The following is an 11,966-nucleotide window of genomic DNA, read 5'->3' as shown; positions in this document are numbered from 1 at the left end:
CCAACTCGAACGAGGACCAGATGCAGATGCAAGCGAACAACATTGCGGTGATCGGTTCGGGCCGTATCGGCCGCGCGTGGGCGATCGTCTTTGCGAAGAGCGGCTTCAACGTCACGATCCACGATGCATCGAAGGACATGCTCGGCGGCGCGATTCCCGCGATCCGCGAAAGCGTCGAGGATCTGGCGTCGTTCGATCTGATCGATGAAGCCGTCGATGCGATCGTGGCCCGCATCACCGCATGCGAACATCTCGCCGATGCTGTCGCCGACGCGGATCTCGTGCAGGAGAACATCGCGGAAGTGGTGGAAGCGAAGCGTGCGTTGTTCATCGAACTGGACCGCCTCACGAAGCCTGACGCGATTCTGGCGAGTTCGACATCGGGATTGCCTGCATCGACCTTCACGGAAGGCATCGCAGGCCGCGCACGCTGTCTCGTCGCGCATCCGGTGAATCCGCCGTCGCTGGTGCCGCTCGTCGAGTTGTGCGGCGCGCCGTGGACCTCGCAGGACACGATGGAACGCGCACGCGCCATCTACGAAGGAGCGAAGCAAAAGCCCGTCACCGTGAATCGCGAGATCTCGGGCTTTCTGCTCAATCGTCTGCAAGGCGCGTTGCTCGACGAAGCGTTGAGTCTCTATGAACAAGGTTATGCGAGCGCCGCCGATCTCGACACCGTGATACGCGATGGACTCGCGATGCGCTGGTCGTTCATGGGCCCGTTCGAAACGATCGACCTCAACGCGCCCGGTGGCGTGGCCGATTACGCTGCGCGCTACGGCGGCACATACAAGAGCATCGCTGCGGGACGCAAGCCGTTCGACTGGTCGGCCGAGACGCTCGGCAAGCTCGATGCCGAACGGCGCGCGGTGCTGCCCGGCGAGAAGATCGAAGAACGCAGCCGCTGGCGCGATCGGCGTTTGATGGCGCTGCTCGCGCATCGGCGCGATATCGAGGACGGTGAAGCCTGAACAAAGGAGACGACGATGCCCGAAGTACGCTTGCTGGTCGATGCGAACAATCATCTCGGCGAAGGACCGCTATGGGATGTGAAGGAGGAACGGCTCTACTGGATCGACAGCACGGCCGCGGAAATCTATAGCTGCCGTGCTGACGGCGGCGACGTGAAGCGCTATTTCGTGCCGCGTCACATCGGTTCGATGGCGTTGCGCGAGCAGGGCGGCGCGGTGGTCGCGCTCGCGAACGGCCTGTATTTCTACGACTTCGATGCGCAGACCGTGCAGTTCATCGCCGATCCCGAAAGCGACGATCCCGAGACGCGGTTCAATGACGGAAAGGTGGATCGCCGTGGACGCTTCATCGCGGGCACCATGTCCTACGACTTCGACCGCTACGATGCCGATCGCGGCCAGCGCTCGACGCGCAGCGGCGGGCTGTATCGGCTCGATACGAATGGCCAGGTCACGCGGCTCGACAGCGGCATCAGTTGTTCGAACGGCCCATGCTGGAGCCCCGACAACAAGACCTTCTACTTCACCGACACATACAGCAAGGAGATGTACGCCTACGACTACGACATCGAAACGGGCGCGGCGACGAACAAGCGCCTGTTCGCATCGGCGCACGACATGGCCGGCACGTTCGATGGCGCAACCGTCGATGAAGAAGGCTATGTCTGGTCTGCTCTCGTCTTCGGCGGACGCATTCTGCGCTTCGCTCCCGATGGCAAACTCGATCGCGTCGTGCCGTTTCCCGTGCGCAATCTGACGAGCGTGATGTTCGGCGGACCGAGTCTCGACATCCTCTACGTATCGACGATGGGCCGCCCGATGTGGGGCATTCCGCAGAAAGAGCGCGACAAGGGCGGCCTTTTCGCGGTGACGGGCCTCGGCGTGCGCGGCATTCCCGAGCCGCGTTTCGCGGGATAGAGCATGAGCGTTTATCATTCGGGCCTCAGGGTCTCGAACGATATCGCTCGACATGGATACGAACAAGCTCATTGCGTCGCTGCCCGCGCGCATCGACGCGATCATCTCGCGCGGTGCGAAGGCGCATCCCGATCACATCGCGTTGCATGAGGACGCGCGCGCGTTGACTTATGCGCAACTCGACGATGCAATCGATGCGCTGGCCGCGCGTCTCGGTGCGGCGGGCGTGCGCGCCGGCGATCGCGTCATGCTGATCGGCGAGAACAGCGTCCTGCTCGTCGCATCGCTTTTTGCCGTGAGCCGTCTCGATGCGTGGGCGCTGATCGTGAATGCGCGATTGTCCGCAGTCGAGCTCGATGTGATCCGCGCGCATGCGAAGCCACGCATCGCGCTCTATACCGTCGATGTTTCCGACGACGCCGCGCATCACGCGCAACGTGACGGCGCTTCGGTCGAATCGCTCGATGCGACGCCGATCGGCGCGTTTGCGTTAAGCGATATCGATGCCGCGTCTGAGCAGGAGCCGCACGGACTGTCATCGGACAGGCAATGCGCGGCGCTCATCTACACGACGGGAACGACCGGCGCGCCGAAGGGCGTGATGCTGTCGCATCGTAATCTGCTGTTCGTCGCGGCAGTATCCAGCACGCTGCGTCGTGTCGGTACCAGCGATCGCGTCTATGCCGTACTGCCGGTATCGCATGTGTTCGGTCTTGCGTCCATGTGCCTCGGTTCGCTGTATGCGGGCGCGACGTTGCGTCTTGCGGCGCGTTTCGATCCCGCGCGCGCGGGACGCGTTCTCAGCGATGAACGCATGACGATCTTTCAAGGCGTTCCCGCGATGCATGCGAAGCTGATCGATCATTTCACGCCGCGCGGCGGCCTGAATGCGCCATCGTTGCGCTTCGTCTATTGCGGCGGCTCGCCTCTCGACATGACGCTCAAGGCCGCTGCCGAAGCGTTCTACGGTGTGCCCTTGCATAACGGCTATGGCATGACGGAGAGCAGTCCGACCGTATCGAACACGCTGCTCGATGCACCGGCGCCCGATTCGTCCGTCGGGCCGCTGATTCCAGGCGTCGAGGCGCGCATCGTGCCGCTCGCGCATCAAAGCGACGCCGACGATACCGGCGAACTATGGGTGCGCGGGCCGAACGTGATGCTCGGCTATTACCGCGATGCGGCGCAGACGGCGGCCACGGTGACGGAGGACGGCTGGCTCAAGACGGGCGATCTCGCGCGCTTCGAGAGGGGCAACCTGTATATCGTCGGGCGCAGCAAGGAGTTGATCATCCGCTCGGGTTTCAACGTGTATCCCGCGGAAGTGGAGCAGGCGTTCAACAGTCATCCCGCCGTGCTGCATTCCGCCGTGGTCGGACGGAGCGTGCAGGGCAATGAAGACGTGCTTGCGTTCGTCGAATTGAGGCCCGGCTGCACGGCGAGCGAAAGCGAACTCGCGGAGTGGGTCGGCGAGCGGCTCGCGCCCTACAAGCGGCCTTCTTCTATCCGCATACTCGATGCATTGCCCGTGTCCGCGAGCGGCAAGGTGCTCAAGCATCGGCTCGGAAAGCTCGCTAATTAGTTGCGGATGCAACCGGTTTGCTCGCTGCATTCGTGTCTTCGCCTGCGCCGCCCAGCGAGTGGAAAAGTGCCGCGGTGTCCGAGAGACGATTGGCGTGCGCGAGCGCGTAATCGAGTTGCGTCTGAAGCGCCTGACGTTGTGTGTCGAGCAGATCGAAGCGGCTCACGCCGCCCGCCGTAAAGCGCGCGCTGGCTGTGTCGAGATTGGCTTGCGCTTCGTTCGCCGCGATCTCGCGCGCGTGCAGGGCATCGGCATCGTTTTGAAGCGCGGTCAGGCTATCGGCGACCTGTTGCAGCGCGTCCAGCACGGTCTGTCGATAGGCTTGCATGGCTGCTTCGTAGGCCGCTTCGGACGATCGCTTCCTCGCGCGCAGCTCGCCGCCATGAAATAGCGGCTGCGTGAGATTCAGGCCGACGTTCCACACGTTGAGGCTATTGAGCATGTCGTGGATGTTCGTGCGCTGGCTTCCCACGCCCGCAGAGAGCGAGAACTTCGGATAGAGGTCGGCAGTCGCCACGCCGACGTTCGCGCTCGCCCGATGCAGCAACGCTTCCGATGCGCGGATGTCGGGTCGTTCGCGTGCGAGCGTCGAGGGCAAGGTCAGCGGAACGTTGCCCGGAACATGAAGCGAATCGAGCGTGATGGCATCGAAGTCGGCCTTGGATGGCTCGACGCCCAGCAACACTGCAAGCCGGTGATCGGCCTGATCGCGTTGCGTGACGAGCGACGGAAGGTTTGCGCGCGTCTGCTCGACGAGCGTGCGCTGGCTGCGCACGTCGAACGGCGCGACGCCGCCCGCCTTCAGGCGGCCTTCCATGATGGACAGTTGACGCATCTGTGCATCGACGAGACCTTCGGTGAGCGTGATCTGATGCTGCAACGAAGCGCGCCGGATCGCGGTGGCAACGACATTGCCCGCGATCGAAAGCCGCGCCGCATCGAGCTCGAACGACTGATAGTCCACTTGCGCACGCAATGCTTCGAGTGCGCGCCGCTCGCCGCCGAAGAAGTCGAGCGTGTAAGACACGCTCACCGAGGCATCATAAAGCGTGAACGGACCCGGACTCGGAATCGGCACGCCGAAGGCAGCAGGATCGACCTTTTGACGCGAGCCGGAGAGCGAGGCATCGACGACGGGAAAGTATGTCGCGCCCGCCTGCGCGCGATAGTCCTCGCGCGCCTGCACGAGCTTCGCCCGCGCCTCGTCGAGCGAGGGACTGTCGCTCAATGCGCGATCGACGAGACGGTTCAGCGTATCGGAGCCGAACTGCGTCCACCAGCGCGGCAGCGCATGATCGGCCGCGGGAAAGTCCTTTACCTCGACCGGCGTTTTGACATAGGTCTGCGTGTCCGGCGGCGCAGGCGCATGAAAATCGGGGCCGACAGTGCAGCCGCACAACATGAGCGCGCAGAGGGGAAGAATCTTTTTCATCGATGTTTCCCTAGTCGAGCGTGCGCCGATAGAAGCGCAACGCAATGCCCATCACGATGACGGTGAAGAGCGCCATCGGCCACACCGAGGGCCACAGGTCCGCCCAGCCGTTGCCCTTGAGAAGAATGCCGCGAATCAGGCGATTGAAGTACGTGAGCGGCAGCAAATTGCCGATGAACTGCGCCCACGCCGGCATGCCCGCGAACGGAAACATGAAGCCGGAGAGAAGGATGTTCGGCAGGAAATAGAACATGGTGAGCTGCATTGCCTGAAGTTGGTTCTGCGCGAGCGACGACAGCGTGATGCCCACTGTCAGATTCGCGGCGATGAAAAGCAGCGCGGCGAGATAGATCGCGAGCGGATTGCCGACGAGCGGCACATGGAAGACGAAACGCGTGGCCGCGAGAATGATCGACGCCTGAATGAGACCGATGAACACGTAAGGCACGATCTTGCCCGTCATCACCTCGACGGGACGCACGGGCGTGGCAAGGAGGTTTTCCATCGTGCCGCGCTCGCGTTCGCGCGTCATCGCGAGGCCGGTCATCATGACGAGCGTCATCGTGAGAATCACGCCCATCAAGCCGGGCACGACGTTGTATTGCGTGATGCCTTCGGGGTTGTAGAGGTTGTGGACCTGCACGTCGAATGGGGCGGGCGTTGCGTTCAAACGAGCAAGCGGGCCCGTGATGTCCTTGTCGGCAACGGATCGTACGAGCATGGTCAGCGCGTTGCTCGCCTTGCTCACCGCATTCGGATCGGTCGCGTCGGCCTCGACGAGCAGCGCGGGCCGCTCGCCGCGCAACAGCTTGCGCGAGAAGTCGACGGGAATGTTCAGCACGAAAAGCACGCGGCCTTGCGCAAGTGCGCGACGGCCAGCTTCGTCGTCGGGCAGCGTCTCGACGATGTCGAAATAGCCGGAGTGCTCCATTGCCGCGATGAAGCTGCGCGAAAACGGACTCTGATCGCCGACGATCACGGCCGTCGGCAGATGCTTCGGGTCGGTGTTGATTGCGTAGCCGAAGAGGGCGAGCTGCACGATAGGCAAGCCGACGATCATGCCGAACGTGATGCGGTCGCGCCGCAATTGCAGGAACTCCTTGATGACGATGCTCCACCAGCGCGTCACGGAGAAGCGCGCGAATATCGCGAGCGGGCCGCGTGCCTTCATGACGTCACCTTAAAGTTGTCGGTCGACCGGCTCATCAGATAGATGAAGACATCTTCGAGTCCGGTTTCGATCGGCTCGGCGCGCGTTGCGCCGTCTTTTGTCGCATCGCGCACGGCCGCCTCGAGCGCAGCGTGATCGCTGCCGCTCACATGCAGCGCAGAGCCGAATACGACGGTCTGATCGATGCCGGGCGTCTTGCGCAAGCGTTCGGAAAGTTCGCTCAAATGCTCGCCGTGAATGCTCCATGTCGCGAGGTTTTGCGATGCGATCACTTCGTTCGCGGTGCCTTGCGCAAGCAGCTTGCCATACGCGATATACGCGAGCTTGTGGCATCGCTCGGCTTCATCCATGTAGTGCGTGCTCACCAGCACCGAAATGCCTTTCGCGGCGAGACGATGCAACTCCTCCCAGAAGTCGCGGCGCGCGGTGGGATCCACGCCTGCGGTCGGCTCATCGAGCAGGAGCAGCTTCGGCTCGTGCAGCATGCATGCGGCGAGCGCGAGGCGTTGCTTCCATCCGCCCGAGAGCGAGCCCGTCAGCTGACTCGCGCGGCTCTGCAGACCGAGCGCTTCGAGCGCGCGATCCACGGTTTCGCGGCGATTGCTCATCTGATAGATGCGCGCGACGAAGTCGAGATTCTCGCGAATCGTCAGGTCTTCCCAGTACGAGAAGCGCTGCGTCATATAGCCGACGTTGCGCTTGATCTCTTCGCTTTCGCGCACGATGTCGTAGCCGAGGCACGTACCGCTGCCCGAATCGGGTGTGAGCAGGCCGCACATCAGGCGGATGGATGTTGTCTTGCCGCTGCCGTTCGGGCCGAGAAAGCCGAAGATCTCGCCGCGCGCGACTTGCAGCGATACATCGTTGACGACGTGTTTGTCGCCGAAGTGCTTGTTGAGATTCTGGACGTCGATGACGTATTGCGTGTCCTGCATGCTCGTTACACTCATTGCAACCTCACGCCGACGGGTTGGCCCGGATGCAGCTTCGATGCATCGGCCGGTTGAGGATGCGCTTCGACCATGAACACGAGCTTCGAGCGATTCTCGTTGCTATAGATGACCGGCGGCGTGTATTCGGCCTGATTCGAGATGTAGGTGATTTTCGCGGGCACGTCTTCCGTGCAGCCGTCGCAATGAATCGATATCGCGCGCCCCGTTGCGAGGCTACCCACCATGTTTTCCGCAACGAAGAAGCGCACTTTCACGTTCTGCGGCGGCAACATCTGCACGACCGGACTGCCCGCCTGTACCCATTCGCCGACACGATAAAGCGTGTCGTACACGAGCCCGTCCGCAGGCGCCGCAACGCGCTTTTGGTCGACCTTCCATTGCGCCTGAGCGACAAAGGCTTGCGCGGCTGCGACTTGCGCGCGTTGCGCCGCGATCTGTTGAGGACGGCCCGGCAGGCGTGCGATATCGACCTGTTCGGCGAGGTCGCGTACTTGCGCGGCGGCGGCATCCGCATTCGCGCGCGAATCGTCGAGCTGCCCATTGGCGATGCCGCCCGCGCTGAACTGCGCTTCATCGCGGCTCAGTTGCAGCGCGGCCTTGCGAGCGTTCGCGCGTGCCTGCGCGAGTTGCGCGCGCACCGATGCGACCTCCGGTGCGCGCTTTCCCGTGAGGATGTCCTCGAGTTGCGACTGCGCGGCCGTGAGTTGACGCTGTGCCTGATCGAGGGCGGCGATTTCATCGGCCGATTCGAGCATGAAGGCGCTCGTTCCCGCCTTCAACGTTTGCCCCCGCGCGACGGACAGCGCTGTGAGCTTGCCCGATTGCGACGAGCCGAGGTAGACGAATTCACCTTCCACGTAGCCCTGATAGATATCGCGGTCCTGATGCGAGCACGCCGCGAGCGCCGTGGCGAAAAGCAAGCAGGTCGGGATGGCGGTGATGCGGCTCATGGCGCGCTCCGTGGAAGTATTCGTTACTTGGTTGGTCTACCAAACAATACGTGAGGCGGCTCGTCGGTGTCAAGCAGAGCGGCGGTGAGTCGCACGCGGGTGTGCCAAATCAAGGATAGACGGCGCGAGTAAAAATTACAGGCGGGGCGGATGCGCCGGCGTAAAACGACGCCATGAGCGAAAGTAAGACGAAAGCGCGAGCAGGCATTACGTGTGCTTCGTGATAGCGACACGAGGCGACTACGACATGGACAATCTTTTGAAGATCGCGCAGGACTGCGGCTTTTCAGTGGTGCTGGAAGGCCGGATCGGCACGCAGGAATACAACAGCGTGAGTGGTCCGCTGCAGGCGTTGGAGAAGTTCGCGGAAGTCATCCGCGATACGGCTTTGCAGGAGCAGCCGCGGCAGGACGAGTGAGCTCGAGTCGCTGTTCGAGAATGGCGTCATTCGGGTGAAAGCGTTTCGCGAATAGATTCGGCGTCCGAATTAAATAACCGCCGACAACCTTTGCGTGTCTCCTGCATTCGAATTACAGTGCGATATTCGTGTGACTGGAATCGACACTGATAAGAACGGAGACGCCAAGATGAATCGAAGAAAGGGACAACGCCTGATTGTGCTGACGATCGGCGCATCTCTAATCGCACCGCTCGACGCGCGAATCGCATTCGCCGATACACCGGGCGATGAAACGATTGCCGTTGCGGGTCTTTCGCAACCGTCGGACATCCTGATCGACCGTTGGGGCGTGCCGCACATCTTCGCCGTCAACGATAGCGACGCCTTCTTCGTGCAAGGCTTCAACGCCGCGCGTGACCGCATGTTTCAGATCGATCTGTGGCGCAGACGCGGCCTCGGCGAGCTTTCGGAGGTCTTCGGTCCCGCTTATGTGGAACAGGACAAGGCCACGCGGCTCTTTCTTTACCGCGGCGACATGGCGACCGAATGGCAGCGCTATGGTCCCGATGCGAAGCCTGCCGCGACACGCTACGCAGCCGGCGTGAATGCGTATATCGACTGGCTTGCCGCGCATCCGGACCGCATGCCTTATGAGTTTCGCAAGATCGGCTATTGGCCGGCGAAATGGAGCGCCGACGATATCGTGCGTATTCGCAGCCACGGTCTCACGCGAAATCTCACAAGCGAAGTCGCGCGTGCACGCGTGACGTGCAAGAGCTCGCTCGACGCGGACACCGTGCGTTTCGGACTGCAGCCGCAGTGGAAAGCGCAGATGCCCGCGGGCCTCGATCCCTGCCTTCCCGATGATGTCCTCAAAGTCTTTACGCTCGCAACACAAGGCGTGCGCGTGACGAAGGAGTCGATGAAGAGCACGGATGCATCGACGACGATGATCGCCGCAGCCGAGAATCCCGAGGAAGTGACCGAAGGCAGCAACAACTGGGTGATCGCGCCATCGAAGTCGGCGACGGGCCGCGCGATCATGGCGAACGATCCGCATCGTGCTTATGCCGCGCCGAGCCTTCGCTACATTCAGCAGATCAGCACGCCGACGCTCGATATCATCGGCGCGGGCGAACCTTCGGCGCCAGGCATTTCGATCGGGCATAACGGCTCGATCGCTTATGGACTCACGATCTTCAACATTGATCAGGAAGATCTTTATGTATATGAGTTGAATCCGGCGAATTCGCGGCAGTATCGTTATAAGGGCAAGTGGGAGCCGATGCGCGTCGTGCGTGAACAGGTCGCCGTGCGTAATGGCGCTCCCGTCACCGCCGATCTGCTTTACACGCGACACGGTCCTGTGATCTATACGGAAGAACGCAAGCATCGCGCCTTCGCCGTGCGCACGGCGTGGCTGTCGCCCGGCATGTCGCCGTATTTCGATTCGATGCGCTATATGCGCGCGAAGAATTACGCGCAGTTCAAGGCGTCGCTTGCGACATGGGGCGCGCCGACTGTGAATCAGCTCTATGCGGACAAGGATGGAAACATCGGCTGGGTGCCGAGCGGCCTCGCGCCGAAACGCCCGAATTGGGACGGCCTCATGCCCGTGCCCGGCGATGGCCGCTATGAATGGGCGGGCTTCTGGCCGCGCGATGCAATGCCTTCGGTCTATAACCCGGCGCAAGCTTATTTCACCACGTCGAATGAAATGAATCTGCCCGCGGGTTATCCGTATGCGGAGCGCAAGCTCGGCTTCGAATGGACCAACGGGTCGCGGCATCAGCGTATCGACGAAGTGTTGAAATCGCTGCCGAGGGTGTCGATCGAAGACTCCGAGCGCTTGCAGAACGATGACGTTTCGATTCCGGCGCGCAGGCTCGTCGCATTACTCGCGCCGCTTTCGAGCGATGATGAAGACACACGCGCCGCGCTCGCGATGCTCAAGGACTGGGACGCGCACATGAGCGCGAGTTCGCCGCAAGCCGCGCTCGAAGAAGTATGGTTCTCGCGTCATCTCGGACGCACGTTCAAGGAAGCGGTGTTGCCGAAGGACGCGGCGGCGTCGTTCGGCGCACCCGATACCTCGGTGATGCTCGATTCGCTCGAACATCCCGAGACGCGCTTCGGCGACGAGGCGCCGGCCAAACGCGATGCCGTTCTGCTTTCGAGTCTGCGCGATGCCTATGCGGAGATGCGTCATCTGCAAGGCGCCGATGCAACCCAGTGGCGTTGGGGCAAGCTGCAAACGAACCTCAACGCGCATCCTCTGGCCGATGTCGTCGATGCGGACATGCGTGCGAAGCTGAACGTCGGGCCGATCGGAAAGGGAGGCAGCGCTTACACGCCGAATCAGTCGACCTATCGCGCGAGCGACTTCCGCGAGACGAACGGACCGTCGTTTCGTGTGGTCGTCGATGTCGGCAACTGGGACAACTCGCGTGCGGTGAATCTGCCTGGCGAATCGGGCGATCCGGATAGCCCGCATTATCGGGATCTCGCGCAGATGTGGCTCGACGGGCAGTACTTCCCGTTGCTGTATTCGCGCTCGGCCGTCGAAGCCGCAACGGAGAAACGCGTGCATCTCGTGCCGGACGCGCATTGAGCACGGGCTGCGTGAGCGCCGATGATCTTCACGGCGCTTTGCATCACGATTACGATGGCGGTGGACGGGTGCTGGCTGGCGCCTTGCCGGACTCCTCATCCGGTCCGTCCTCCGCGCTTCCTTCCTTTTTCTTCTTATAGAGTCTGCTCGATGCGGGAATAGATCGCTGCGTACCCGGGTTAACCAGTCGAAGCCTCTACGCTTGAAACCTAGGTCGAGTGAGTCGAAGCCGCGCAAGGGCCCTGTGCGTTCGATGAGGTCGTGGATCGCGTGCGATCCGGTCAACCTTTTCTGTCGGAGTGAACATCATGAACGCCATCGCCAAAATCGTCGTGTCCGTCGCCGTGGTCGCTGCACCCACGTTCGTTTTCGCGCAGAGCCAGAACGCCCCTCTGACGCGCGAACAAGTCAAGGCCGAGCTTGTTCAGCTCGAACAGGCGGGGTATTCGCCGGCCACGGGCGAGCAAGCCAACTATCCCTCGGATATTCAGGCGGCGGAAGCGAAGGTCGCCGCGCGGCGGAACACGAACGAAGCGAATGAAGCGTACGGCGGCACCCATGCCGGCGGCGCGGCGTCGGGTTCAGGCGCGATGCGCAAGCCGATGTCGATGAAGCATGGTTCGATGTGGATGTCTACGTCGGATTGCGTCGGGCCCGCGAGTTATTGCACGCTGTTTTTCGGAAGCTGAGTCGTCGGGCTGTTGGTGAGCGCGGGGAGTCGGTCGGGACTTCCCGCGTTTGCATGTCTGGCTATTTGTACGTCCAGCGGCGTTTGGCGGGCGCAGAAAAATAATTTGCGAAAGGGGCTTGCGGAGATGTCATCGGCTCTTCATAATCTCGTTTCTCTGCTGCTGATGCAGCGACGCAAGACGGAAGTTGAAGTAAGGCTTGTCTTGCGATGTGCTCTTTAAAAACTAACAGCCGATAAGTGTGGGCGCTTGATGGCGAGTGCGGCTGGTTCTTCGGAATCGGCAATAG

General features: G+C 61.9%; 11 protein-coding genes. 6 read left to right on the top strand and 5 right to left on the bottom strand.

Annotated features, from left to right (window positions below; translation table 11 throughout):
• Nucleotides 1-26: 26 nt before the first annotated feature.
• From NCT05_RS21490 to NCT05_RS21480, 3 genes are read left to right on the top strand one after another with little or no spacing between them, the layout of a single operon-like run.
• On the top strand, nt 27-971 hold the full coding sequence (locus NCT05_RS21490; protein ID WP_250503156.1) for a 3-hydroxyacyl-CoA dehydrogenase: 945 nt from the start codon (nt 27-29) through the stop codon (nt 969-971).
• Between the two features lie 15 nt (nt 972-986).
• The gene (locus NCT05_RS21485) at nt 987-1,889 is read left to right on the top strand and encodes an SMP-30/gluconolactonase/LRE family protein (RefSeq protein WP_250503130.1); all 903 of its coding nucleotides are present in this window, start codon (nt 987-989) and stop codon (nt 1,887-1,889) included.
• A gap of 52 nt (nt 1,890-1,941) precedes the next feature.
• Nucleotides 1,942-3,471, top strand: coding sequence for a class I adenylate-forming enzyme family protein (locus NCT05_RS21480; RefSeq protein WP_250503129.1), 1,530 nt, complete (start codon nt 1,942-1,944; stop codon nt 3,469-3,471).
• Here NCT05_RS21480 and NCT05_RS21475 read toward each other — a convergent pair.
• Genes NCT05_RS21475 through NCT05_RS21460 form a run of 4 tightly spaced genes read right to left on the bottom strand, consistent with a single transcriptional unit; the run spans nt 3,464 to nt 7,977 of the window.
• Nucleotides 3,464-4,903, bottom strand: a complete 1,440-nt coding sequence (locus tag NCT05_RS21475) for an efflux transporter outer membrane subunit (RefSeq protein ID WP_250503128.1) — start codon at nt 4,901-4,903, stop codon at nt 3,464-3,466. The genes NCT05_RS21480 and NCT05_RS21475 overlap by 8 nt on opposite strands.
• Nucleotides 4,904-4,913: 10 nt before the next feature.
• Nucleotides 4,914-6,074, bottom strand: coding sequence for an ABC transporter permease (locus NCT05_RS21470; RefSeq protein ID WP_250436103.1), 1,161 nt, complete (start codon nt 6,072-6,074; stop codon nt 4,914-4,916).
• Nucleotides 6,071-7,024, bottom strand: coding sequence for an ABC transporter ATP-binding protein (locus NCT05_RS21465; protein ID WP_404989950.1), 954 nt, complete (start codon nt 7,022-7,024; stop codon nt 6,071-6,073). The genes NCT05_RS21470 and NCT05_RS21465 overlap by 4 nt, the downstream gene beginning before the upstream one ends.
• Nucleotides 7,021-7,977: an HlyD family secretion protein gene (locus NCT05_RS21460; RefSeq protein ID WP_250503127.1), complete on the bottom strand. Its 957-nt coding sequence runs from the start codon at nt 7,975-7,977 to the stop codon at nt 7,021-7,023. Before NCT05_RS21460 ends, NCT05_RS21465 begins: the two co-directional genes overlap by 4 nt.
• Nucleotides 7,978-8,224: 247 nt before the next feature.
• On the opposite strand from NCT05_RS21460, the gene NCT05_RS21455 reads away from it, so the two are divergent.
• From NCT05_RS21455 to NCT05_RS21445, 3 genes are all read left to right on the top strand, one after another.
• Complete coding sequence (locus NCT05_RS21455; RefSeq protein ID WP_008354446.1) at nt 8,225-8,395, top strand: hypothetical protein; 171 nt, start codon at nt 8,225-8,227, stop codon at nt 8,393-8,395.
• A gap of 169 nt (nt 8,396-8,564) precedes the next feature.
• A complete protein-coding gene (locus NCT05_RS21450) occupies nt 8,565-10,988 on the top strand; it encodes a penicillin acylase family protein (RefSeq protein WP_250503126.1) in 2,424 nt (807 codons plus the stop codon).
• Between the two features lie 308 nt (nt 10,989-11,296).
• Entirely contained in the window at nt 11,297-11,677 is a 381-nt protein-coding gene (locus NCT05_RS21445) for a DUF4148 domain-containing protein (protein ID WP_250440757.1), read from the top strand.
• A gap of 61 nt (nt 11,678-11,738) precedes the next feature.
• Here the strand turns inward: NCT05_RS21445 and NCT05_RS21440 are convergent.
• On the bottom strand, nt 11,739-11,966 hold a 228-nt coding region (locus NCT05_RS21440), incomplete at its 5' end, for a hypothetical protein (RefSeq protein ID WP_250503125.1).

The organism is Caballeronia sp. AZ7_KS35, from assembly GCF_023631045.1.
Classification (GTDB): domain Bacteria; phylum Pseudomonadota; class Gammaproteobacteria; order Burkholderiales; family Burkholderiaceae; genus Caballeronia; species Caballeronia zhejiangensis.
Note: the sequence above shows the minus strand (reverse complement) of the source record. Positions and strands in the feature narration are given on the sequence as shown.

Bases quoted from the DNA above. Each gene is read 5' to 3' on its own strand.
- NCT05_RS21475 (WP_250503128.1), bottom strand. From the start codon at position 4,903: ATGAAAAAGATTCTTCCCCTCTGCGCGCTCATGTTGTGCGGCTGCACT.
- NCT05_RS21465 (WP_404989950.1), bottom strand. From the start codon at position 7,024: ATGAGTGTAACGAGCATGCAGGACACGCAATACGTCATCGACGTCCAG.
- NCT05_RS21445 (WP_250440757.1), top strand. From the start codon at position 11,297: ATGAACGCCATCGCCAAAATCGTCGTGTCCGTCGCCGTGGTCGCTGCA.
- NCT05_RS21470 (WP_250436103.1), bottom strand. From the start codon at position 6,074: ATGAAGGCACGCGGCCCGCTCGCGATATTCGCGCGCTTCTCCGTGACG.
- NCT05_RS21480 (WP_250503129.1), top strand. From the start codon at position 1,942: ATGGATACGAACAAGCTCATTGCGTCGCTGCCCGCGCGCATCGACGCG.
- NCT05_RS21460 (WP_250503127.1), bottom strand. From the start codon at position 7,977: ATGAGCCGCATCACCGCCATCCCGACCTGCTTGCTTTTCGCCACGGCG.
- NCT05_RS21455 (WP_008354446.1), top strand. From the start codon at position 8,225: ATGGACAATCTTTTGAAGATCGCGCAGGACTGCGGCTTTTCAGTGGTG.
- NCT05_RS21450 (WP_250503126.1), top strand. From the start codon at position 8,565: ATGAATCGAAGAAAGGGACAACGCCTGATTGTGCTGACGATCGGCGCA.
- NCT05_RS21485 (WP_250503130.1), top strand. From the start codon at position 987: ATGCCCGAAGTACGCTTGCTGGTCGATGCGAACAATCATCTCGGCGAA.
- NCT05_RS21490 (WP_250503156.1), top strand. From the start codon at position 27: ATGCAAGCGAACAACATTGCGGTGATCGGTTCGGGCCGTATCGGCCGC.